This is a genomic window from Pantoea sp. PGP6 (genome assembly GCF_053474785.1).
Genome location: NZ_JBQBMA010000001.1, coordinates 243,085 through 266,357 on the forward strand (window position 1 = coordinate 243,085; position 23,273 = coordinate 266,357).

General features: G+C 59.0%; 23 protein-coding genes and 1 riboswitch. Of the genes, 13 read left to right on the forward strand and 10 right to left on the reverse strand.

The window, feature by feature from the left end:
- Positions 1–171 precede the first annotated feature (171 nt).
- Positions 172–627: a carboxymuconolactone decarboxylase family protein gene (locus tag ACLIBF_RS01120; protein ID WP_279809600.1), complete on the reverse strand. Its 456-nt coding sequence runs from the start codon at positions 625–627 to the stop codon at positions 172–174.
- Positions 628–686: 59 nt separating this feature from the next.
- Between ACLIBF_RS01120 and pdxR the strand changes: the two genes are divergently transcribed.
- The gene (pdxR, locus tag ACLIBF_RS01125) at positions 687–2,126 is read left to right on the forward strand and encodes a MocR-like pyridoxine biosynthesis transcription factor PdxR (RefSeq protein ID WP_031377048.1); all 1,440 of its coding nucleotides are present in this window, start codon (positions 687–689) and stop codon (positions 2,124–2,126) included.
- Between the two features lies 1 nt (position 2,127).
- Here the strand turns inward: pdxR and ACLIBF_RS01130 are convergent, their stop codons facing one another.
- Positions 2,128–2,370 (reverse strand): DUF1158 domain-containing protein, encoded by a 243-nt coding sequence (locus ACLIBF_RS01130; protein WP_031377047.1) that lies wholly within the window; start codon positions 2,368–2,370, stop codon positions 2,128–2,130.
- Between the two features lie 317 nt (positions 2,371–2,687).
- Between ACLIBF_RS01130 and mntP the strand changes: the two genes are divergently transcribed.
- The 5 genes from mntP to ACLIBF_RS01155 all read left to right on the forward strand — a co-directional run bounded on the left by mntP (position 2,688) and on the right by ACLIBF_RS01155 (position 7,009).
- Positions 2,688–3,263, forward strand: a complete 576-nt coding sequence (gene mntP / locus ACLIBF_RS01135) for a manganese efflux pump MntP (protein WP_031377046.1) — start codon at positions 2,688–2,690, stop codon at positions 3,261–3,263.
- 119 nt (positions 3,264–3,382) lie between these two features.
- A complete protein-coding gene (gene azuC, locus ACLIBF_RS01140) occupies positions 3,383–3,460 on the forward strand; it encodes a stress response protein AzuC (protein ID WP_122983632.1) in 78 nt (25 codons plus the stop codon).
- Between the two features lie 311 nt (positions 3,461–3,771).
- The gene (locus ACLIBF_RS01145; RefSeq protein ID WP_046289387.1) at positions 3,772–4,608 is read left to right on the forward strand and encodes a fumarylacetoacetate hydrolase family protein; all 837 of its coding nucleotides are present in this window, start codon (positions 3,772–3,774) and stop codon (positions 4,606–4,608) included.
- A gap of 105 nt (positions 4,609–4,713) precedes the next feature.
- Entirely contained in the window at positions 4,714–5,625 is a 912-nt protein-coding gene (locus ACLIBF_RS01150) for an alpha/beta fold hydrolase (protein ID WP_279809601.1), read from the forward strand.
- Positions 5,618–7,009 carry a hypothetical protein gene (locus ACLIBF_RS01155; RefSeq protein WP_069729075.1) on the forward strand — a complete coding sequence of 464 codons (1,392 nt, stop codon included), beginning with the start codon at positions 5,618–5,620 and terminating at the stop codon, positions 7,007–7,009. The genes ACLIBF_RS01150 and ACLIBF_RS01155 overlap by 8 nt, the downstream gene beginning before the upstream one ends.
- Positions 7,010–7,030: 21 nt before the next feature.
- On the opposite strand, the gene ACLIBF_RS01160 is transcribed toward ACLIBF_RS01155, so the two are convergent.
- Together ACLIBF_RS01160 and ACLIBF_RS01165 are read right to left on the reverse strand one after the other, a co-directional pair.
- Positions 7,031–8,383, reverse strand: coding sequence for an MFS transporter (locus ACLIBF_RS01160; protein ID WP_031377152.1), 1,353 nt, complete (start codon positions 8,381–8,383; stop codon positions 7,031–7,033).
- Positions 8,384–8,553: 170 nt separating this feature from the next.
- Positions 8,554–9,456: a GntR family transcriptional regulator gene (locus ACLIBF_RS01165; protein WP_448309159.1), complete on the reverse strand. Its 903-nt coding sequence runs from the start codon at positions 9,454–9,456 to the stop codon at positions 8,554–8,556.
- A 138-nt stretch (positions 9,457–9,594) separates the two neighbouring features.
- Here ACLIBF_RS01165 and ACLIBF_RS01170 point away from each other — a divergent pair, with 138 nt between their 5' ends.
- Positions 9,595–10,623, forward strand: a complete 1,029-nt coding sequence (locus ACLIBF_RS01170; RefSeq protein ID WP_279809603.1) for a zinc-binding alcohol dehydrogenase family protein — start codon at positions 9,595–9,597, stop codon at positions 10,621–10,623.
- Here the strand turns inward: ACLIBF_RS01170 and ACLIBF_RS01175 are convergent.
- A complete protein-coding gene (locus ACLIBF_RS01175; RefSeq protein ID WP_279809604.1) occupies positions 10,608–11,549 on the reverse strand; it encodes a nucleoside hydrolase in 942 nt (313 codons plus the stop codon). The genes ACLIBF_RS01170 and ACLIBF_RS01175 overlap by 16 nt on opposite strands.
- A gap of 127 nt (positions 11,550–11,676) precedes the next feature.
- A riboswitch (Fluoride riboswitch) is annotated at positions 11,677–11,752 on the forward strand.
- A gap of 92 nt (positions 11,753–11,844) precedes the next feature.
- On the opposite strand from ACLIBF_RS01175, the gene crcB reads away from it, so the two are divergent.
- The gene (gene crcB / locus ACLIBF_RS01180; RefSeq protein WP_031377156.1) at positions 11,845–12,222 is read left to right on the forward strand and encodes a fluoride efflux transporter CrcB; all 378 of its coding nucleotides are present in this window, start codon (positions 11,845–11,847) and stop codon (positions 12,220–12,222) included.
- A gap of 139 nt (positions 12,223–12,361) precedes the next feature.
- Positions 12,362–13,177: a sugar phosphate isomerase/epimerase family protein gene (locus ACLIBF_RS01185; protein ID WP_031377157.1), complete on the forward strand. Its 816-nt coding sequence runs from the start codon at positions 12,362–12,364 to the stop codon at positions 13,175–13,177.
- A 3-nt stretch (positions 13,178–13,180) separates the two neighbouring features.
- Here the strand turns inward: ACLIBF_RS01185 and ACLIBF_RS01190 are convergent, their stop codons facing one another.
- The 3 genes from ACLIBF_RS01190 to ACLIBF_RS01200 form a co-directional block, all read right to left on the reverse strand.
- Positions 13,181–13,786 (reverse strand): alpha/beta hydrolase, encoded by a 606-nt coding sequence (locus ACLIBF_RS01190; RefSeq protein ID WP_089561886.1) that lies wholly within the window; start codon positions 13,784–13,786, stop codon positions 13,181–13,183.
- A 22-nt stretch (positions 13,787–13,808) separates the two neighbouring features.
- The gene (locus tag ACLIBF_RS01195) at positions 13,809–14,750 is read right to left on the reverse strand and encodes a glutathione S-transferase family protein (RefSeq protein WP_031377158.1); all 942 of its coding nucleotides are present in this window, start codon (positions 14,748–14,750) and stop codon (positions 13,809–13,811) included.
- Between the two features lie 99 nt (positions 14,751–14,849).
- Positions 14,850–15,749 (reverse strand): LysR family transcriptional regulator, encoded by a 900-nt coding sequence (locus ACLIBF_RS01200; RefSeq protein ID WP_031377159.1) that lies wholly within the window; start codon positions 15,747–15,749, stop codon positions 14,850–14,852.
- Between the two features lie 142 nt (positions 15,750–15,891).
- Between ACLIBF_RS01200 and ACLIBF_RS01205 the strand changes: the two genes are divergently transcribed.
- Positions 15,892–17,016, forward strand: coding sequence for a GNAT family N-acetyltransferase (locus tag ACLIBF_RS01205; protein ID WP_031377160.1), 1,125 nt, complete (start codon positions 15,892–15,894; stop codon positions 17,014–17,016).
- Here ACLIBF_RS01205 and ACLIBF_RS01210 read toward each other — a convergent pair.
- Positions 17,013–18,845: an ABC transporter ATP-binding protein gene (locus ACLIBF_RS01210; protein WP_279809605.1), complete on the reverse strand. Its 1,833-nt coding sequence runs from the start codon at positions 18,843–18,845 to the stop codon at positions 17,013–17,015. The two genes, ACLIBF_RS01205 and ACLIBF_RS01210, sit on opposite strands and share 4 nt — an antisense overlap.
- 72 nt (positions 18,846–18,917) lie before the next feature.
- Between ACLIBF_RS01210 and ACLIBF_RS01215 the strand changes: the two genes are divergently transcribed.
- Positions 18,918–19,418, forward strand: a complete 501-nt coding sequence (locus tag ACLIBF_RS01215) for a GNAT family N-acetyltransferase (protein ID WP_031377162.1) — start codon at positions 18,918–18,920, stop codon at positions 19,416–19,418.
- 35 nt (positions 19,419–19,453) lie between these two features.
- Here ACLIBF_RS01215 and ACLIBF_RS01220 read toward each other — a convergent pair whose 3' ends face one another.
- Positions 19,454–20,371: a sugar ABC transporter substrate-binding protein gene (locus tag ACLIBF_RS01220; protein WP_031377163.1), complete on the reverse strand. Its 918-nt coding sequence runs from the start codon at positions 20,369–20,371 to the stop codon at positions 19,454–19,456.
- Positions 20,372–20,791: 420 nt separating this feature from the next.
- Here ACLIBF_RS01220 and ACLIBF_RS01225 point away from each other — a divergent pair, with 420 nt between their 5' ends.
- Positions 20,792–22,183, forward strand: a complete 1,392-nt coding sequence (locus ACLIBF_RS01225) for an MFS transporter (protein ID WP_448309164.1) — start codon at positions 20,792–20,794, stop codon at positions 22,181–22,183.
- Positions 22,164–23,120 carry a 2-hydroxyacid dehydrogenase gene (locus tag ACLIBF_RS01230; RefSeq protein ID WP_069729082.1) on the forward strand — a complete coding sequence of 319 codons (957 nt, stop codon included), beginning with the start codon at positions 22,164–22,166 and terminating at the stop codon, positions 23,118–23,120. The genes ACLIBF_RS01225 and ACLIBF_RS01230 overlap by 20 nt, the downstream gene beginning before the upstream one ends.
- Positions 23,121–23,273 lie beyond the last annotated feature (153 nt).

Here is a 23,273-nt window from a genome sequence, read left to right on the forward strand (position 1 = left end):
GAGTGGGTTACAGAGAGGAATTATTTAATTCACTGAATTTCAGGCAGTTATCAGTGAGTAAGGAATAGTCTAAAAGTGCATCAGCGCCGGTTTCAGGCGGTCAGTGTAAAAATAATGTTACATTTTTGTGAGGATGAAATGCGCGCGCCACGGCGCACGCATCGGACTGCCTCACTGACCTGACACAGACGCCGGTAGCTTTTTCAGACTGATTGCCATGCGGTTGTAGGAGTTCATCAGACCGATGGCGATATTCAAATCGACAATCTCTTTGTCGCTAAAGCAGGCCTGCAGTGCGGCATAATCCTCATCGGGTGCGCCCGCGCTGGCGATCAGCGTCAGGCACTCTGCCCAGCGCAGGGCCGCCTTCTCGCGATCGCTGAATAAATTCCCCGATTCATTCCACACCGCGGTCAGCACAATTTTATCCCAGCTCACATTGGCTTTATGCAATGCTTTGCTGTGCATGTCGATGCAGTAGGCGCAGCCGTTAATTTGCGAGATGCGCAGGAACACCAGTTCCAGCAGGGTTAACGGCAAATCGGTTTGTGTCAGGTAGTGGTAAACACCGCCGAGCGCTTTCATCCCGGCTGGGGCGACTTGATTAAAATCGATACGTTCACTCATTTTTTTGCCTCATTGATGTGGGTTGAGGCGATTGTCGGCTTTTCCATGGAACAGCAAAAGTGCCAAAAAATGACGATTTAATGGGCCCATCGCTTTTCGCCACGCTGACGCTTAAACGCGGCCAGGCGCGGGGTCTGAGCGAGCAGCTGCGGCAGCAGATTGAACAGGCGATCATCGACCAGCGCTTGCCACCCGGCGCACGGCTTCCTTCCTGCCGTGATTTAGCGGCCCAGCTCGGCGTCGCTCGCGGTACGGTGCGCGCCAGCTATGACATGCTGGTGGATCGCCAGTTTCTGCATACCCGCGGCGCGGCCGGTACCTTTGTGAACCCGCTGCCGGTGCTGAGCGAAGCCGCTGGCGCCCAGGCTGTGGTGCCGCTGTCACTGCGTGAGGGCGGAGAGGATTACGACTCGCCGCCCCTGACGTTCCAGATGGGCATCCCCGCCAGCGATAGCTTTCCGGCCAAAGTCTGGCTGCGCATCCTGCAACGTCAGACGCGGGCACTGGTCGGGAAACCGGCCAGTTACCCCGATCCGCGCGGCACGCCAGCACTGCGTCAGGCACTGGTAGCCTGGCTGGCGGTCGCGCGCGGGGTGCGCTGTCATGCCGATCAAATTTTTATCACCAATGGCTATGCCGGAGCGATGGGGCTGATTGGCCTGGCAATGGATTTTCAGGGGAAGCAGGCCTGGCTGGAAGATCCGGGCTTTATGGTCGCCCGGCAGGCGGTAGAAACCCTGCGGGTAAGGCCGGTGGCGGTGCCAGTCGATGCCGAAGGTCTGCAGGTTGAGGAAGGTCTGGCGCGGGCACCGGATGCGGCGTTTGCGCTGGTCACGCCGGGCCAGCAGGCCCCGCTCGGCGTCACCCTGTCGCCGGCACGCCGCCATGCGTTGCTTAACTGGGCCAGCCATCAACAGCGCTGGATCATTGAGGATGATTATCTGGGCGAACTGCAGCCTGGTCACCGGGCTGCACCGGCGCTGGCGGCGCTCGACAGCGAGGGACGGGTGCTGCATATCGGTACGTTCAGCAAATCGCTGACGCCGCGATTGCGGCTTGGCTTTATTGTGGTCCCGCCCGCCCTGGTCTCGCGTTTTGCGGAAGTTTGTGCGCTGTTAGCACCGGCCTCGTCGGGATTGCTTCATGATGCGGTGGCCGTTTTCCTGCGGGAAGGACACTTCATGCGGCATCTGCGGCGCATGAAGCGGGTCTACCACGAACGACTGGAGCAGATGATGGCCGCTCTGCAACCCCATTTCCCCGAGGTGCAACGTGCCGGGCTGGCGGTGATTGTCAGGTTGCCGGCCGGTACGCCGGATCAGCTGATTGCGCAGCAAGCATTGGCCTATGGCATGGCCCCGTCACCGCTGTCGATCTGGTATCAGCGCGACGAACAACGCTGTGCCGGACTGCTGCTCGGTGCGGCTCAGTTACCGCGTGATGGCTATGCGCGCAGTGCAGCACGCCTGAAAGCGCTGGTCGATGCGCAGACTGCCTGACTCAGCTCCTGAACCAGCGGCGCCAGACGAAGCGAATCACAAAAAACTCCACCGTGCCCAGCAGTAAAAACCAGATGCAGAACACCACGGTGTAGAGCTGGTTAAGATCCTGCAAATGCAGCATCTGCTGCAGATGCTGTGCCACCGACAGGCTAAAAGCTGGCGCAGGCAGCAGCAGGGCAGAGAGAAACCCCAACAGCAAAATGCCGCCAGGCACGATTAAAGATTCAAAAGGGTTATTCATAACTGGCATCCCGTAATAATAAGCCGGGCATTTTCCGGCAATCAGCGCTGGGGTTCAATCAGGGAATGCAGACGCAGTGGCCAGACAAGCCGATTATCGTTGCGGAAAACTGTCAGAAAATGCTTTACCACCATCGACTTAGCGCGAAACATAGCGAATGATAAAAGTTATAGCCTTTGCTATACTTAAATCCATGATTTTACTGTCTTTTTATCTCTGCGGTTGCGTGGTAGACTGCGCGCACTTTTTCATTACTGAACACTTTGTGTGGTGAATACAGCGTGAATTGCCGCTTTTTCGCCCCAGGTGAATAAATCATGACCTTTATTGCCACCTTAATTCTTGCACTGGGTATGTCGATGGACGCGTTTGCTGCTGCACTGGGCAAAGGTGCCACCTTGCATCGTCCGGGTTTTAAAGAAGCGCTGCGCACCGGTCTGATTTTTGGCTCAATCGAAGCCTTAACGCCGCTGATTGGCTGGGCGCTTGGCCTGGCCGCCAGTCGTTACATCATGGCGTGGGACCACTGGATCGCCTTTATCCTGCTGGCGTTTTTAGGCGGCCGCATGATGATGGAAGGTTTCCGGCAAACCGCCGTCGCAGAACCCTGTGAAGCGCCGCAGAGCCATGGCTTTATGGTACTGGCCACTACCGCTGTGGCGACCAGCCTTGATGCGCTGGCGGTCGGTGTGGGTCTGGCCTTCTTGCAGGTCAACATTATTACCACCGCGCTGACCATCGGGGCCGCCACCACCGTCATGGCCACCACCGGCGTGCTGGTGGGCCGCTTTATTGGTCCGGTACTCGGCAAATGGGCGGAAGTGCTGGGCGGTCTGGTGTTGATTGCCGTCGGCGCGACCATTCTGCTGCAACATCTCGGTCAGGCCGCTTAACGGTTTTTTGCGCAAAATAAACTCAATTTTGTGATCTGGTTCAAAATTTATTGCCGAAAAAACGCGCTGAAGTTATACTTTTCGCATATTTCTTCAACTAATTTTGCATCAGGTGTCACATGAAACGCATTTTTAACTACGTGTTCCGCGCTTACGTCGAAACCTTCAAACACGTACCGCCGGGTGCGATGTACTAAGCACGCCGCAGAAAACCCTCGATAATCGCGGTCAGGGATCGACCGATGATTATCACTTTTTCTTCTGTTCCACCGCCCGCGCTTTACCCCATTCACCGCCTCGTTTCCGCCCGCAATTTGCCGTCAACAGCGATCGCTGACGCCACAGAAAATCCTTTTTGCTGATCATTCCAGCGCTTATTACGCTGTTGAATGATCAGCAGCAGATCCGATGAGCATAACTGTGTACGCTTTTGCCGATGACTTTTGTTACCCTGCGCGCCTCTTTTCTCAGTAAAAATCTGAAAATTCGCGATTACAACGGGGCAGCAATGCAGCTTTGCAGTTTCTCTCTTCCTGACCAGGACAAAAAAAGTTTCGGTATCGTGCGCGAGCACGGCGTGGTGGATCTCGGTTTACGCTTCGGTGCAGCCTGCGCCGATTTAAAAACCTTTCTGAGCCGCTCATCGCTGGCCGATCTCCATGCTTTTCACACCATGCCAATCGACTATCCGTTTAGCGCCATCCGCTTTCTGCCGGTGATTGAGAATCCTGGCAAGGTGTTTTGCGTCGGGATGAACTACGCCGATAAACGAAAAGAGTTTGCCGAGACGCTCGATGCGCCGACCCTGTTTGTGCGTTTCGCCGACTCGCTCACCGGCCATGACCAGCCGCTGCAAAAGCCCGCTACCACTCAGGAGTTCGACTTTGAAGGCGAACTGGCGGTGATTATCGGCAAAGCGGCCCATCAGGTCAGCGCTGCCAACGCGCTGGAGGCGGTGGCGGGTTACAGCTGCTTTATGGATGCGACCGTGCGCGACATGCAGTTTACCTGGTTTACCGCCGGCAAAAACTGGCCGCAGACCGGCGGATTCGGACCCTGGATGACCACTGCGGATGTCATCCCCGATCCGCAGCAGCTGGCGATCAAAACCTGGTTAAACGGGCGGGAAGTGCAGAACGATACCACCGGCAGCATGGTGCATCCGGTAGCAAAAATTATTGAATACATCTCGGCCTTCAGCCCGCTGTCGCCCGGCGATGTGATCATCACCGGTTCACCGGGTGGCGTCGGTAAAAAACGCACACCGCCGCTGTTTATGTTCTCCGGCGATGTGGTTGAAGTAGAAATTGAGCAGATTGGGCGTCTGCGCAATGTGATTGCGTAACCCCCCTCGCTGCGAAGCGCAATGTGTCACACCGTTAATCTGATTACCCGCCTGCTGCGAAATCCCGTCCTACACTGAGTTATCCCCCCGAAACAGGAGCAGCGGATGATCCAGAAGCATCGACGAAAACAGGCGGCCATCGTGGCAGGCGTTGGGTTAGGTGTGGCGGCCACACTGTGGGGCATGAAACGCTGGCAGCAGCTGAAGCAGACGCCGCCGGTGTCGCCGCGCAGTCACCACGCCGGGCTGGCCGGTTATTATCAGCAGATTGGCGACTGGCGGATGTTTACCCGCGTCACACCGAATGAGCGCCAGGGGTTGCCGGTGGTGCTGGTTCACGGTCTGGTGATGTCCGGCCGGGCGATGGAACCGCTGGCGCTGGCATTAAGCCGCGATTATCACGTGCTGGTGCCTGACCTGCCGGGTTTCGGGGCCAGTGCGCTGCCGGCCTCGGCGCCGGTGATGTCGGTGGATCAGCTGGCCGACGCGCTGTGGCTTTGGCTGCAGCACAACGGATTCCAGCGCGCCATCTGGGTGGGCAACTCGTTTGGCTGCCAGATTCTGGCGGCGCTGGCGGTGAAATATCCGCAGGCGGTGGCGGGACTGGTGCTGCAGGGGCCGACGGTCGATCGTCACGCCCGCAGCCTGCCGCGTCAGCTCTGGCGCGACTGGCGTAACGGTCGTCTGGAAGCACGTCGTCCGCCGGGACCGCTGGCGCGCATTGATTACGCCAAAGCCGGTCTGCGGCGCGCCTTCGGCACCATGCGTGCCATGATGCGTGACCATATTGAACATCGCCTGACGTACATTAGCGCGCCAACCCTGCTTTTGCGCGGCTCGCGCGACCCGGTGTGTCCGGCGCGCTGGCTGGATGAACTCGCCGCCCTGATGCCGCACAGCGAAACCCTCACGCTGCGCGACGGGACGCACACCCTGCATTATGTCTATCCGTGGAGTTTCTGTAGCGCCATCCGCCCGTTCCTGGCGCGTATCCAGCAGGAGGATCAGCATGAGTAAACCACCGAAAGGGATTGCCCGTTTCGACTCTGCCGCGGCGATGCTGCTGGCGCTGGCCAATGCGCTGCACGATCGGCCCTTCGCCAGCCCCAGTCAGTCACCGACGCTGGATCGTCTGCTGCCGTCGCTTAACCGCTTGCCGACCGGACTCCGCGAGTGGGGCTACGCGCTGGGCGGCATGGCAGAAGGCATCACGCTGCGTCAGGCCGGTGAGCTGGATGTAGAAGGGATCGCCGAATGGATGGTGAGTGAATACCCGCAGCAGGACTATCCGGCGGCCTTTATCGGCTCCTCGAACGGTGCGCTGATACATCTGGCGGCGGCGATGGGCGTGCCCTGGCTGCCCCAGACTTTCCTCTGCCCGGTGCGGGCCGCCAATAACGATCCGGATGATGCGCAGGCGAGCTTTGAGCAGGGCAAGGAGATTGCCGCCGCGCTGCTGGCTGCCTGGCCACGGCTGGCGGTGCATCACATGCAGGACCCGAATCAGGATCGGCTGATGCTCGATCAGATGCGTTACTTCCGGCTGAAACTGCGTGCGCTGCCGCTGGCGTTCAACGAATTCCTGATGGGCAGCCTGCCGGCCGGATCAACGCTGTTTATCAATCACTGTACCCGACAGTGGCCGGTGACCCGCACCAGCGATCGCTCGTTCTTTCAGTTTGGCGCGCTCGGCGGCGCAACCGAAAAAGAGTACTTACAGGGCGGTCCGCGGGTGGCGGAATACCTGGCGCGCTACGGCATTGATCGCGAACGCTGGACCCCGCCTGCCATTACCGATCACGTGCCAGAAGCGGAATGGGGACTGGATGGTTATCTGATCTCGCCGCTGAAAAAACTGGCGGAGGCTCAGGGCCTGAAGCTGATGGAGATTCGTTATGAAGATCCGGAAGCGATGAGTTATGTGGTGGCGGAGATCTACCGCGACTGGTATCTGGCCGCCGGCATTTTACCGACCCGCCTGACGGTGGACAGTTTTCTGCTGATGGACCCCTGGTGCAGCATGCAGCAGCACGCTATCCCGTTCTGGCTGGTGTTCTGCACCGAGCCCTCTGCTGCGGCACTGCAGCGTTTCCTTGAGAAACAGCCACCGTTCCGCAACATCGACATGATGCTGTTTTCGCACGGCACCGACAGCATCGGGCTGGCGGAGATTGCGCGCTGGCAGGCGCTACTGGCGTATGCCCGGGAGGAGGGTGCATTGATTGGCGTGGATGAGGAGCGCTTCCCGCGCGATTTCGCCACTTTCGCCCGCTTTGACTCGGCATTACGGGAACGGGCGCCGCTGTTACCGCCGCCGCCGCCGCTGAGTGTGGAGAAGGTAATCACCGGCATCCAGCGTTATGGCGCGAAACATGGAGTCACCCTGACGGCGCTGACGTAACGCCTGCGCCGTCAGGCGGGATTACTCGCCGTCGGTGATCGGTTTGCGCACCAGCAGCAGGTAAGCCAGTGCGCCAACCAGCGTCACGCAGGCACAAATCATCAGCGCCATGCTGAACGATTTGGTGGTGTCGAGCACCCAACCGGTGATCACTGGCGCGAAGGAGGCGAAGATAAAGCTGGCGAAGTTCTGGATACTGCCGACCGATGCAGTCATGCGGGCCGTCACATTAGCGTGAATCAGGCCCCAGCATGAGGTGCCGGCGAAGTGAATGCAGAACAGCGCCATGCCAATCAGGGTAACGGCACTGGTGGTATCGGTGGCGCGGGTCACCACGGCGGTAAAGCCGGCGGATAGCAGCATACCGCTGACGATGCAGACCTTGCGGGTTTTCACCGCGTTAAAGCCACGACGCACCAGTGAATCGACCACATAGCCATTCAGCAACATCCCCGCCGCACCAAACAGGAACGGAATCGCCGCCAGCAGGCCGGTACTTTTCAGATCCAGATGGTAGGTCGACTGCAGATAACCCGGCAGCCAGGCGATATAGAGCCACGCGGTATAGTTAATGCCGCTGAAGCCAATCATCATGCCCCACATGGTGCGCTGCTTAAACAGGCCGCGCCACTCTTTGAAGCTGATCGGCTCTTTACGCGAGGCGACGCTGCCCGCCTGCAGATAGTGGATCTCTTCAGCGCTCAGGGTGTTGTTATCGCGATCGCGGTAAACCATGTACCAGCCAATGGCGAGGAACATCCCGAGGATACCAATAGTGACAAACATGCCGCGCCAGCCCATCACCAGCATCATGGCAGCCAGAATCGGTGGCGCTACTGACAGGCCAATCATTGAGGCGGCATTAAACATCCCCATCGGCATGCCGCGATCTTTGATATTGAACCAGTCGTTGATCACTTTAACGCCGCACGGGTTCATCGGCGCTTCACCAATGCCGAGGCCGATACGCACCAGGATGAACTGGGTGAAGTTATGTACCAGACCCGATGCCGCCTGAAACAGCGACCAGATAAACATGCCGATGCCGAGCATAATGCGCGGCCCTTTACGATCCAGCAGCGCGCCACACGGCAGCTGCGCCAGGCCGTAGGCCAGAGAAAACGCGGAGAGCAGGAAGCCGATTTCGGTGGCGCTCAGACCCATCTCCTCGCGGATAGTCATGTTAGCCACCGACAGCGAACTGCGGTCGAGGTAGTTAATAATGGCGGCGAACAGCAGCAACAGCATGGCTGTCACCTGAATTTTACGGATGCGCGGTGAGCGGACGATATCGCCGCGCATTGGAACGTAATCCTGGCCTGGCGCCGCTCCGCCGGACACGTTGTCGTGGCCGGTCACTGATGTCTTTTCCATTGCACTCTCCCGAAGCTGGGTAGTTATCGTTATGGTGAAGAGGGGGGTTCGCGCAGCGGCAAGTGGCCGCCATGACGTTGCAGTCGAGACTAAGAGCAAAGGAGAAGAGATGTTGCAAAGATGTTTCTGAATCGTGCGGGAGCTAATGCTTTGTGGTTTTTAATCGGTTTTTAATTGTACTGACTAATCGAGCGCACCATCGAGGTTTTAGCCGTCGCCAGATGGTTATGTAATGCACAAAGCGCATCGACATCCTGTCGGCCAATCAGCGCGGTCAGAATCGCCATATGCTCCTCCAGCGCCACAATATTTCGTTGCTTCAGATCGCTCTCATCCCACTGATAATGTGAGTGAAATATCACAGAGATGATCTCCAGCGACTGGTTGAAAAACGGATTATTGGCGGCGGATAAAATCAGTGAATGCATCTGCCGATCCAGGGCGGCAAAGTGGCGGTAGTTGCTGGCGATGGTGTCACGCATCGATCGGTGACGATCCAGCAGATCCCGCGCCTGTACCCAGCGTTCATCGCTGGCTGGCAGATTTAAAAAACGGCTCAGCGCGTGGGTTTCCAGCATTTCCCGCAGCTCAAACAGCTTCTCCGCGTAATCCTGGCTGAATTTCTTCATCCGCCACTGGCCCCGTTTGACCGGCTCCAGCAGATCGTATCGCATAAAACGCAGCAGAAACTCCCGCACCACTACCGGACTGACTTTGACCTGCTGAGCCAGTTGCAGCTCGCTGAAGGTGTCGCCAGGCACCAGCTGGCGCTGATTAATCATGTTAAAAAACACCTGTTCGAAGTGGCTGGCCTGCTGCTCAATCGGCGGCGTTAGCGCACTGAACCCGTCGTCTTCGCACGGATCGCGCACGATCACCCAGGTTTTATCGACCTTTTCCAGCACGCCCCGCTGATGCAGATAGTGCAGGGTGTGACGCACCGTGGTGCGGCTGATATTGAACATCTCAGCCAGCGCCGCCTGCGGAGGCAGAGGCGACAGAATATGGCGCTGGGCGATGCTTTCCAGCATCTGGTTAATCACGTTATGTCGTAAATTCTGACTGCGGCTCATCCCGTCCTCCGGTTTTTTACGCATTAAAAACCATTCAAAGCCCAAAAAAATCGTCGTGCTTCACACTTCCCGCCATCGAATCCCGCGCCGCAGGCAGGATTCGCCATAACTGCGTGCAGGACAACCCGGAGAATCACCATGACAACAATGAAAGCACTGGTCATCGCCGAGCCACGTAAGATGGTCTGGGCCACGCGCGAACAACCAACACCCGGCGCCGGTGAAGCGCTGATTAAAATCCTCACCGCCGGAATCTGTGGCACCGATATTCACGCCTGGTCCGGCAACCAGCCGTTCTTCAGCTATCCGCGGGTGCTGGGCCATGAACTCTGTGCTGAAGTGGTGGCGCTGGGCAGCGGCGCGAGCGGCGTTGAACCGGGTCAGCGGGTCGCGTTGATGCCCTACATCTCCTGCCTGCGCTGCGACGCCTGTCAGAGCGGCAAGACCAACTGCTGCGAGCAGATTTCAGTGATTGGCGTCCATCAGGATGGCGGTTTCTGCGACTACCTGAGCGTACCGGTCAGCACGCTGCTAGTGGTGGATGATGTCGCGCCGGATGCGGCCGCGCTGATTGAACCGTTCGCCATCAGTGCCCATGCGGTCAGACGTGCCGCTATCGTGGCCGGTGAGCAGGTATTAGTGGTCGGCGCGGGTCCGATCGGCCTGGGCGTGGCGGCGATTGCGGCTGCCAGTGGCGCTGAGGTGGTGGTAGCCGATACCAGCGCGTTCCGTCGCCAGCACGTGGCTGACCAGCTCGGCCTGGCAGCGCTCAATCCGGCGGAAGAGGATTTTTACACTGCGCTACGCGAGCAGTTTGGCGGGCGTCTGGCGCTCAAAGTGATCGACGCCACCGGCAGCCCGGCGGCGATGAACAACGCGGTGAACCTGATGCGTCATGGCGGCACCATCGTTTATGTCGGACTGCATAAAGGCGATCTGGTGATCCCGGACAGCGAATTCCACAAAAAAGAGACCACCCTGATGGGCAGCCGCAACGCCACCCGTGAAGATTTTGATCGGGTACGTGAGTTAATGGCCAGCGGCGCACTGCGGGCTGAAATGATGCTTAATCACCATCTCGACTTTTCAACGCTGGCGGACAGCTTTGAGTCGCAGGTGATCAACAACCGCGAACTGATCAAAGGCGTGATTCATTTCGATCGCTGATTGCTGTGCAGCAGCGTCAGGGTCTGAAAGAAGTGTGACCTTACCGCACCGGCATCTACCGCCAGTGCGATGCGCTGAGACGGCAGACCATCAAACGGATCGTGGCGCGAAGCCAGCGCGCTCAGCTTACGCACCGTCTGGCCGCAGGCGATCCCCTCGGTGATCACCCGCAGCGGGCTTTCCGTTAAGGTGAAGGCCGCCGGCAGACTGAGCCACGCCAGCGCCAGCGTGTCGTGCAGCGCCATGCCGGCAAAGCCCTCTTTTGCCAGGCTGTAAGCAAGATAGGGCCGGCAGATGGCGCTCAGAACCGGCTGGTTAAGCCGCTGAACGTCATCGCCGGTGATCAGCACCTGGTGGGTGACATCCAGCGGTATCACCACCACCTTCAGCGCCGACGTCAGCACCTGATCGGCGGCGTGCGGATCTTTCCAGATGTTGAATTCACTGAACGGCGTCACGTTGCCGCTATGACCGCCGGTACCGAATGCGCCGCCCATGATCACCAGCTCTTTAACCAGCGGAATAATGTCCGGTGCCTGATTAATGGCGCTGGCGATGTTGGTCAGCGGGCCAATCGCCACCAGGGTGATCTGCTGCGGATGGGCCCGCACGCTGTCGATAATGAACTGCACCGCACTGGGCGCTGCGTCGCTGAACGGGTTATCAAACGCATCGCCCAGCCCATCTTCGCCGTGCAGCGTGGCGGGCGCACTCATACGCTGCGCCAGCGGCCGGGAACAGCCGCGATAAACGTCCGCCTCAATCGCCATTTTCTGGCAGAACAGCCGGGCATTTTTCACCGCCTGGCCCACCGCCACGTTGCCAAAAACGGTGGTGATGCCCAGCAGCCGCTGAGTTCGTGCCGCGTAGGCCAGCGCAAACGCATCGTCGACGCCAATGTCAGTATCAATAATCAGGGTACGCATAGACTCTCCGGGTCGCTGCCTTCAACGCTCAGCATTACCCTGACCGCCGCGCCGTCGTCAAGGTTTTCAGCGGCAACCGCTGCGGTGGCCACTCAGTTGCCAGCCGGAGAGTCGCATCGTATTATCCTTCGCTTAAGGTGATGGCGTGCCACCTTCCCCAACCGCCGGCGGGCTTTACCCCGGCTGATGACGCCTGACACTCGGTGTATCCTTTCGCGGGAGCTGAGGTGTCAGGCGCGGTTTATCTCTGCTTCTCCCCTCAGCCCGGCGTGAAATCTGCAATCAGGAGCAAGACATGTTGAAACCGTTGTTCGCCGTCATGATTGGCGGCTCTGCTGGCTGTGTGCTGCGGTGGCTGTTCGCGGTACGTTTCAATGCTTTATTTCCCAACCTGCCGCCCGGCACGCTGCTGGTTAATCTGATCGGCGGGTTGATCATTGGCGCGGCGATGGCCTGGTTTGTCCGCCATCCGGAAATTGACCCGGCGTGGAAGCTACTGATCATCACCGGCCTGTGCGGCGGGCTGACCACCTTCTCCTCGTTTACGGCAGAATTAATGGTATTGCTACAATCAGGTAAGTACCTCTGGGCGATGGCCAGTGCGCTGGTGCATGTCATCGGCTCGCTGCTGATGGCGTTTGCCGGTTTCGCACTGATGACGCTGCTGGCCTGACGGACCGTGAATCGCGGCTTGCCATAACGCTTAAGAGGTAGATACTGTTTTAGCTGCGATGTTGCCCAGGCCGCAAGGTGTGCGGCGTTGCAGCTGATTATTCTTCACCGATTATTCCGGACGATTAAGGAGCAGAGAGATGAGTCGTAATCCAACATTCCTTAACCTGGTGTTGTTAAACGGTGAGCCCGAAGAGAAGCTACAGGCGGCGCATAATGCCGGTTTTGACCAGGTCGAAATCTGGCGTGAGGACGTGGAGGCCTGCGACGGCGGTGCCGCGGCGCTGGCCCGGATTGCCGCTCAGCAGGGACCCGGCTTTACCAATCTGCAGGTGCTGCGTGATTTCACCGGCGCGCCCAGCGCGCTGCGCGGGCAGAAGCGCGAAGAGCTGCGTCAGTTTATCCACATTGCCCAGGCGCTGGGGTGTGACACCATTCAGGCTCCGGCCAGTACCCGTGAGGATTGCCGCGCCGATCAGATTGATGATGACCTGCGCTGGATGGCGTCGGAAGCCGCGCGCTACAACATGCGCATCATGTATGAGCCGATGGCCTGGTGCAGCGTGGATAACACCCTGCCGCTGGCGTGGCAGCGATTGCAGCGTCTCGATCAGCCCAACATCGGGCTGGTGGTCGATCTGTTCCATATCTGTGCGCTGGGCGGCGACGCTTCACAGCTGGATGGCATTCCTGCCGAGCGGATTTACGAGGTGCAACTGTGTGATATGGCTGCCGTTCCGCCGCAGGATAAGCAGAGTCTGATCGACATCGCGCGTCATCAGCGACTGCTACCCGGTGATGGCATTATCGACATCGGACGCTTTGTGGATAAGCTGAAAAGTGCCGGTTATCAGGGTCCGGTTGGCATTGAAGTGTTTAATGATACGCTGAAACGCCTGCCGCCTGAGGTGGCTGCCCGGCAGGCGTGGCAGGCATTAAGCCGCTACTGGTCGTAGTGTTTAATCCTGCAGGCATTGCCCGATAAACGCGGCGGCATGCAGAGCGCCCTGTGCTGAAATGGTGTGGCCGGTCGCTGGCTCAAACAGGGTTTCAACCGGCACTGCCGCCTGTTTCAGCCGCGCAGCCGCGGATTCGCTCTCCTGCCACGGGATCACCTCATCGGCATGGCCGTGGATCAGCATGGCCGGCAGATGAGGCTGCGGCGTCAGCTCGCCGTCAAACGCCAGACGCCCTGAAAATGCCACCACGCCCGCCAGCGGATAACGGCCGGATGCCAGCGCATCCAGCGCCATAATCGACCCCTGCGAAAAGCCCACCAGCACCACCTCGTGCCAGCGTTCGGCGAAGCCGTGCTGGCTGATAATGTTGCTGAGAGTGGCGTCAAACGCTGCCCGCGCCGCCCGTACCCGCGCCGGACGGTTCTCTGGCGTAACGCCGGCCAGGCTGAACCACTGATAGCCAAAACCGCCATCAAACGCTGCAGGCGCATCCGGCGATGCAAACACCACATCCGGTAATAAGGCCGCCCAGTGACGCCCAATCGGTGCCAGATCGTCGCCGTTACTGCCGACGCCATGCAGAAATATCACCAGTGCTTTTGCCATTGCTGTTCCTTAAAAAGGGGCTTTATAAACCGTACTCGCTTAGATCCGGGCCTGCCGGAACAATTCCGTTCGGGTTCAGCGCCGAAATCGAGTAATAACCCTGTTTGATGTGTTCAATGTTGACGGTCTCACGGATGCCGGAGACTGACAGCATGCTTTTCAGATAGCGATTGAGCAACGGGTAATCGCGCACCCGGCGCAGGTTGCATTTGAACAGGCCATGGTAGGCCACGTCAAAGCGAATCAGGGTGACGAACAGCCGGATATCGCTTTCAGTCAAACGTTCACCGAGCAGGAAGGTGCGGCCATCACTGAGCATCAACTCCAGTTCGTCAAGCTGGCTGAACACCTCGCTGAACGCCTGCTGGTAGCTGTTCGCGGTGGTGGCGAAGCCGGCGCGGTACACGCCATTGTTAAGCCGGGGATAGAGACTGGCATTGAGCGCATCAATCTCTGCACGCAGCGCGGCGGGATAGAGATCGAGGCGGTTGTCCGCCAGATCGCCGAAGCCGCTGTTAAACATCCGCACGATGTCAGCCGACTCGTTATTAACGATGGTGGCGGTTTTCTTGTCCCACAGCACCGGAACGGTGGCCCGGCCGGTAAAATCGGGCGCGGCGCGGGTGTAAATCTGATGCAGATAGTGCGCCCCGTCCAGCAGATCGCGGTCAGCAGCGGTCGCCTCACCGAAACGCCAGCCCTGCGCGCCGAGCTGCGGCTCGACCACCGTCACGCTAATCAGCGATTCCAGTCCTTTGAGTTTACGGGCGATCAGCGCGCGCGAGGCCCACGGACAGATCAGCGCCACATAGAGATGATAGCGGTCCGGTTCCGCAGCAAATTCCGTTGAACCATCGTGGCTGATCCAGTGCCGGAAACCGGCATCCTGACGGACAAAACCGCCTTGTTTATCGGTAGCCTGCACCGGATGCCAGTCACCACTCCATTTCCCCGCTACTAACATGATGCCACTCCTCTGTTGATCTGAGCAGTAGCTTAACTGATGACAGAATGAGTGATAATCCAGCCAAAAAGACAATCATTTATTCCATTATGGACGGAATCAATCTGGCGGAACCTCGCTGAAATGGGTGGCGAGAAAGTCAATCAGCAGGCGCGCCCGGTGCGCCAGATGGCGGGCTGGCGGATAGACAGCAAACAGGCCGAGGGGCGGAATATCAAAGTTCTCCAGCAATCGGACGATCTCACCGCGCCGCAGCGCGGGCGCGGCGATGAACCCCGGCAGTCGCGCAATGCCCAGCCCGGCAATCGCCGCCTGCAAACAGGCTTCAGTATTGGCGAAGCGCAGGCGGCCCTGAATCGGGATGCTGACCATCTCGCCGCTGCCATCGGCAAACGGCCAGTGCAGCGGATCGCGAAAGTTGGTGTCGATAATGCACTGATGCTGGCGGATATCCTGCCAGTGCTGCGGTTTACCGAACTGCTCAAGATAGACCGGTGACGCGGCGATGCGCACATGGACCTCGCCCAGCTTACGCGCCACCAGGCTGCTGTCGCTTAAGTTGCCGATGCGAATCGCCAGATCAAATCCCTCATCGACGATGTTCACCGCACGATCGGAAAAGCTGACGTCGAGTTCAATCAGCGGATAGCGCCGGGCGAACGCCACCAGCACCGGCGACAACACGGCGGTGCCGAAAGAGCCGGGTGCGCTGATCTTCAGCCGGCCGGTGGGCGTATTGGCGCTTTCGCGCACGCTGGCATCCAGTGCATCAAAGGCATCCAGCAGGTTTTTTACCCGTTCGTAATAGCTGCGCCCGACGTCGGTTGGCGACAGGGCGCGGGTGCTGCGTTTAAACAGCTGAACCCCAAGCTGTTGTTCCAGCTTCGATACCCGCTTGGAGGCCTGGCTGCTGCTGGTGCCCAGCCGTAACGCCGCCGCCGAAAAACTGCCGGTTTCCAGCACCGTGACAAACATCCGGTCACACTCGAGTCGATCCATGGCGATTCCAGTCAGGAGGCAAAATCGCAGTATAGGGCGTGCGGGCAGGCTGTGCAGCCTTCACATTGCGTGCCTTCACCCTTTCGCTGGCGCAGAAAACCTGCTTGACTGATCGTTCGCCCGTTGCTGTCTGGAGTTTTTCATGTCGCTGTTTCACCTGACTTCGCTGGCGGAGATCGCCGCCGCCGAGTGGGATGCGCTGTTGCCTGACGATCAGCCTTTTTTGCGCCACGCTTTTTTGCTTACCCTGGAACAGAGCGGCAGCGTGCGGCCCGAATCGGGCTGGCAGCCGGATCATCTGCTGTGGCGTGACGGCGGCATCACCCGTGCCGCGCTGCCGGGCTACCGTAAACGCAATTCGTGGGGCGAGTATGTGTTCGATCACGCCTGGGCAGATGCCAGCCAGCGGGCCGGCATCCGCTATTACCCTAAATGGCTGGGAGCTATTCCCTTCAGCCCGGTCAGCGGGGCGCGCCTGCTGGGCGACAGCGTGGCTGCGGCGCAGTTGCTGGCGGCGTTACCGGAAAGGTTGCAGCAGCAGGGGTTAAGCGGGGCGCACATTAACTTTACCGATGCGCAGGCCAACCAGCTGCTGGCCGAACAGCCGGACTGGCTGGCGCGGCTCGGTTGTCAGTATCACTGGCACAACCGCGGCTACCGGGACTTTCAGGATTTCCTCGACACGCTGATGTCGCGTAAGCGTAAGCAGCTGCGCAAAGAGCGTGAACAGGTGATGCAAAGCGGTTTTGTGTTCGAGCGCTACCGTGGCGATCGGCTGCGCGAAGATCAGTGGGATTTTGTCTACACCTGCTACGCCAACACTTACGCGGTGCGCGGTCAGCAGCCCTATCTGACGCGGGATTTCTTCAGCCTGCTGGCGGAACGGATGCCGGACAACATCATGGTGGTGATTGCACGCCTGCAGCAGCAACCGGCGGCGATGGCGTTCTACCTGCGGGATGAAAAGGCGTTATACGGTCGCTACTGGGGCTGCCTGGCGGAGTTCGATCGGCTGCACTTCGAAACCTGTTTTTATCAGGGAATGGATTTTGCGATTGAGCACGGCCTGACGCGGTTTGATGCCGGAGCGCAGGGCGAACACAAGCTGGTACGCGGCTTTGAGCCGCAGATTACCCACTCCTGGCACTATCTGCTGCATCCTGGCTTACGCGATGCGGTGGCGGATTTTCTGCAGCAGGAGCGGGAAGGCGTGCGCGGCTGGGTCGAAGAAGCACGCGACGCCTTGCCTTACCGACGCGGCGATTAATCGACGCCGACAAAACCGCCGGTCTGATGCTGCCACAGGCGCGCATACAAGCCGTTGTGCGCCAGTAGCTCAGCGTGGCTGCCGGTCTCGACAATCCCGCCTTTATCCAGCACCACCAGCCGGTCCATCTTCGCGATGGTCGACAGACGGTGCGCAATGGCGATGACGGTTTTGCCCTGCATCAGTGACTCCAGGCTCTCCTGAATCGCCGCTTCCACTTCCGAATCCAGCGCTGACGTCGCCTCATCCATGATCAGGATCGGCGCATCCTTCAGCAGTACGCGGGCAATCGCCACCCGCTGACGCTGACCGCCTGACAGCTTCACGCCGCGTTCCCCGACGTGCGCATCAAGCCCGGTACGGCCCTGCGGATCGGAGAGTAGCGGAATGAACTCGTCAGCACGGGCACGGCGAATCGCCATCTGCAACTCCGCTTCACTGGCATCGGGACGCCCGTAGAGCAGATTTTCACGTATCGAACGGTGCAGCAGCGAGGTGTCCTGAGTGATCATGCCGATCTGACTGCGCAGACTCTCCTGAGTCACCGTGGCGATATCCTGATCGTCAATCACAATCCGGCCACCGTTCAGGTCATACAGCCGCAGCAGCAGATTAACCAGCGTCGATTTACCGGCGCCGGACGGGCCGATCAGGCCAATCTTCTCGCCGGGTTTGATATCGAGGTTGAGCTGGTTAATCACCTGTCGTCCGCCGCCGTAGTCAAAGCGCACATCTTCATAGCGGATCTGGCCGCGTGTCACCTTCAGCTGCTTCGCGCCGGGTGCATCCTGCACGCTGAGCGGCTGAGAAATGGTGTTCAGGCCATCCTGTACCATGCCGATGTTTTCGAAAATGCCGTTCACCACCCACATGATCCAGCCAGACATGTTCACCAGACGGATCACCAGACCGGTCGCCAGCGCAATCGCCCCGACGCTAATCAGCGACTGGCTCCACAGCCACAGCGCCAGTCCGGACGTCGAGACAATCAGCATGCCGTTCAGCGCCGACAGCGTCAGATCCATGCTGGTGACCATGCGACTGGCGTGCTGGGTTTTGTCGGTCTGCTCCTGAATCGCTTCGCGTGCGTATTGTCGCTCCAGATCGCTATGGGCAAACAGTTTGATGGTGGTGATATTGGTGTAGCCGTCGACGATGGTTCCCATCAGCTTAGAGCGCGCTTCTGATGAAACCACCGAGCGCGCCTTGACGCGCGGCACAAAGAAACGCAGCGAGGCGCTGTAGGCCAGAATCCACAGCACCAGCGGGATCATCAGTCGCCAGTCCGCTTCGGCAAACAGCACCAGTGAGGTGACCGAGTAGATCAGCACGTGCCAGATGGCGTCGACCAGCTGTACGGATGAATCCCGCAGCGAACTGCCGGTCTGCATAATGCGCTGTGCGATACGGCCGGCAAAATCGTTCTGAAAGAAGTTCAGGCTCTGACGCAGCACGTAGTTGTGATGCTGCCAGCGGATCATGCTGGTCATGCTCGGGCTGATGCTCTGGTGCACCAGCATGTCGTGCAGGGCGATGAAAATCGGTCGCAGGATCAGCGCCACCGCGCCCATCCACAGCAGCAGCGGCCAGTTATCGCTGAACAGGGTGGCGGGCGTCGAATGATTCACCAGGTCGATAATGCGGCTCAGGTAGCTGAACAGCGCCACTTCGATCAGCGCTGACGCCAGTCCGACCAGCAGCAGGGCAGCAAAACTCGGCCAGACCTGACGCAGATAGTAGGCGTAAAAGGACCAGACCGTAGCAGGGGGCGAATCGCTGGGAGCATCATGAAAAATATTGATAAAACGTTCAAAACGGCGATACAACATAGCAGTACTCTTTCCGTCCGATGAAGAGGTACAGCTTAGTGCATCAAACCCGTTCGGCTAACAGGAGAAAATATGGAAATTACCATCCGGGGACGAGAGCCTCACGATGCCGCCGCCTATCAGCGGCTCTACAGCCATCCTGATGTCTACCCCTGGACGCTACAGCTACCGTTTCCCAGCGTCGCGACCTGGGAGAAAAAGTTCCTGAAAATGGATGGCGAAGGTTATATCGCGTTTGTGGCGGAAATCGACGGGGAGATGGCCGGTGAGCTGACGCTGTTTGTCGACAATAAACCGCGCACCCGCCACAGCATCAGTTTCGGGCTGGGCGTGGATCCGGCATTCAGCGGCCGCGGCGTAGGCGAAAAGCTGATCCGCACCGCGCTCGACTATTCCCGTAACTGGCTCGGCATCACCCGCATGCAACTGGAGGTGTTCCACGACAACGAACGGGCGCTCCGGCTCTATCATCGTCTGGGGTTTGAGCGCGAAGGATTGCTGCGCCAGGCGGCGCTGCGTGACGGTAAGCTGCATGATGTCGTCGTGATGGCGAAATTACTGCATCAGCCGTGACCGATGGCGCGGCATCACGGCCGCGCCAGCCTGCCTTACGGATTTTTATCCTGATAATGCTGCCTGTTTTGTGGCGTCACCAGTTCAAACGGGATCCACTGGTGGGAATCGACCTTTTCACCTTTGATCATCTGCTGCGCCACCTCTACCGATTTTTTACCCTGACCCACGGCGTCCTGGAACACCGTCACCGCTAATTTGCCACTCGCCAGCGCTTTCAGGCCATCCGGCGTGGCATCAATGCCGCCGACCAGAATGGTTTTTTTCGGCTTCGCCTGGGCGATCGCCATGGTGGCGCCAATCGCCATTTCATCGTTGTTGGCGGCAACAATATCGATATCCTCCCCGTTCGACAGCCAGTTGAGCATCAGATCCATGCCTTCATTACGGGCGTAGTTGGCAGTCTGCTTCAGCACCACTTTCATGTTGGGGTATTTCGCCACCACCTGCTCCACATCCCGCGTCCGTTGCAGCGCGCCGGCGTCGGTCAGGTTACCGATCATGATGGCGACGTTGCCGCGATAGTTGGCCTGCTTTGCCAGCGCTTCCATCTGCAGCGTGCCGGATTCACGCTCATCTGAACCGACGAACACCACGCCAGGCGGCAGAGTTTTATCTCCCGGCGTGCGGTTAACATAGACCAGCGGGATGTGGGCCTGCTGCGCCAGGCGGGTCAGGGCGGGCGTACTGGCCGAGTCCACCGGATCGACAATGATGGCGTCCACCCCGGCGCTGATAAAGCTCTGCACCTGATCGGTCTGACGGCCGACATCGCCGCGCGCATCTTCGAACTGCGCATCCAGCTTGCGCGCTTTGGCTTCCTTATCGATCGCCTGACGGATGATGGTCAGGAAGTTCTGATCGAAATAGGCCATTGAGACGCCAATTTTCTCTGCCAGCGCCGGGGTGGAGAGCGACAGCAGACACAGCATTGCCCATGCACTTTTTTTCATTGCAGACTCCCAGAGGTGAAAGGATGGAATTTATTTTTCATTTATTTAGAAAGTGGATAAATGCGATCATTTGCAGCCTACGAAGGGCGGCAGAGTTTGACAATCGGGCGTTTTCACACTTGCAGGCGAGGCCACATTTTGCGGAAAAATAGCGCAGCCATAGCTGTCGCCTGGCGCTAATTCCTCGATCCTGCGCACATTCTTCTGCACAGCGCGGCGGCTTTTTCTGCTTTTGTGCAGCGCCGCACTGCTGTTTGTGGCGGTTGCCAGAATTAAGCTAAATCAGCGTCAGCGATCTCAACATTCGCACAATGACCAATGGTTAGCCTCCTACCTATATTTCCTCAACAGGGGAATCTCAGCGGTATTCCTGAAAAAAACCTCGCGGCATAACTGGCCGCTTTTTAAGGAATTCACCTCATGGTTAAAGACAAAATGACCACCCGCACTACCCATGTCCGCATCTGGATCCTGTGTCTGATCCTGTTGCTTTCGGTGGTGGCGTACGCCGATCGTTCGATCCTGTCGATCTCCGGATCGGCCATTAAAGAGGAGTTTGGGCTGTCGGCGATCCAGCTCGGCCTGATCCTCTCCGCTTTCAGCTGGGCCTACGTGATCGGGCAGATCCCCGGCGGGCTGTTTCTCGATCGCTTTGGTGCCAAAAAGGTCTATGGCGTGACGCTGGCGCTGTGGTCGATCTCGACGCTGGCGATGGGCTTTGTCGGCGAGTTCTCCAGCGGCCTGACCGGCGCACTGATGCTGATGTTCGGCCTGCGTTTTCTGCTGGGACTGATTGAGGCCCCGAGCTTTCCGGCCAATGCGCGGGTGGTCATTATGTGGTTCCCCGGCGCAGAGCGGGGTCGCGCCTCGTCGCTGTTCAGTTCGTCGCAATATTTCGCCGTTGCCATCTTCTCGCCGCTGTCGGGCTGGCTGGTATCGCGCTTCGGCTGGGAGTGGCCGTTCTTTGTGCTGGGCGGTATCGGCGTGCTGGCGGTGTTTGTCTGGGCCGCTTATATGCGGGAGCCGCGTAACCATCCCGGCGTATCGGAAACCGAACTGCAGCACATTATTAACGGCGGCGGGCTGGTGGATATCGACGCCGAACAGACCCTTCGGGCGCGTCCACCGGTCAGTAAAGCGATGTTCAAAAAGCTGCTGACCAACCGCATGCTGTGGTGCGCCTACCTCGGTCAGTACTGCATTATCGCGCTGAGCTACTTCTTTATTACCTGGTTTCCGATCTATCTGGTGCAGGCGCGGGGCATGGACATCATGGAGGCGGGTTTCGCCACTATTGCGCCGGCGGTGTTCGGTTTCCTCGGCGGCATCAGCGGCGGCTATATCTCGGACAAACTGATCGCCCGCGGCTGGAGCGTCTCCTGGGCGCGCAAAACGCCTTATATCGTCGGCATGCTGATGGCGGCCAGCCTGGTACTGGCGGCGATAATCCCCAGCAACGTCGGCATTATCGCCGTGATGTCGTTTGCCTTTTTTGGCAAAGGGGTGGCGGCGGGTGCCGGTACCTGGACGGTTATCAGCGACACCGCACCGAAAGAAGCGGTTGGCCTGGCGGGCTCAATCTTTAACGGCATCGGCAATATCGCCGGTTTCACCACGCCACTGCTGTTCGGCATCATCGTCGGCATGACCGGAAGCTACGGCATCGGGCTGGCATTCGTTGCCGCTCACTGTGTGGTCGCGGCACTGCTGTTCCTGCTGGTGATGGGCCCGATTGAACGGGTCGGCGAGCAGAGTGAACGTCCGGCATCGTATGAAAAACAGGGGAAAGAAGATGGCATTAAAGCAATGTAATGTGCTGATTAAGGGAAAGTTTCTGCCACCGCAGCTGATAGAGAAAATCGAAAACACTTTTACCGCCTTTCGGTTGTGGGAGGCGGAGGACGAAGCGGCGTTTCTGGCGGAAATGGGGGGCAAAATCGACATGCTGGTTACCAGCGGCAATGCGGTGATGGGCGCATCGGCCGCGCTGATTGCGGCGCTGCCCAATCTCAGGGCGATCTGCAGTAACGGCGTCGGCTACGACAGTATCGATATTGAGGCTGCCCGGGCGCGCAACATAGCGGTGACCAATACGCCGGAGGTGCTGAATGAGTGTGTCGCGGACCTCGGTATGGCGCTGCTGCTGGATGTGGCGCGGCGCATCAGTGAAGCAGACCGCTTCACCCGCGCCGGCCACTGGCAGCAGGGACGTTTTCCGCTGAGCCGCAAGGTGAGTGGCAAAGTATGCGGTATCGTCGGGCTGGGCAATATCGGTCAGGCGGTAGCGAAGCGGGCGCAGGCATTTGATATGGCGATTCACTACTACAACCCGCGCTCACGTCCGGATGTGCCCTATACCCGTCACGACAGCCTCGTCTCGCTGGCACAGCAGGCTGATTTTCTGGTGCTGACCCTGCCCGGCGGGGCGGCCACACGGCAGATCATCAACGCGGAGGTACTGCAGGCGCTGGGACCGCAGGGTTATCTGATCAATATTGCGCGCGGCAGCGTGGTCGATCAGCAGGCGCTGATTGCGGCGCTGGAAAGCGGACAGATCGCCGGGGCCGGGCTGGATGTGTTTGAGCAGGAACCGCAGGTGCCTGCGGCGCTGCGTCAGTGCGACAAGGTCGTGATCACCCCGCACATCGCCAGCAACACCACAGAAACTATGGCGGCGATGGCCGATCTGGTGTTCGAAAACATGCAGGCGTTCGCCGCTGGCAAACCGTTGCTGACTCCGGTCATCTAGCGCCGCTCGCTCCAGAGGCGATGCCGTGGCGGGCATCGCCATCGTACCCGCATCAACCGGTGGACCCGCCGGCTCCCCCCGATGAATGCCGCCTCCTCCGACCACACACTCCGCACAAAACGGCCTGAAGAAATTTTGCGCAGCTGCCGATAT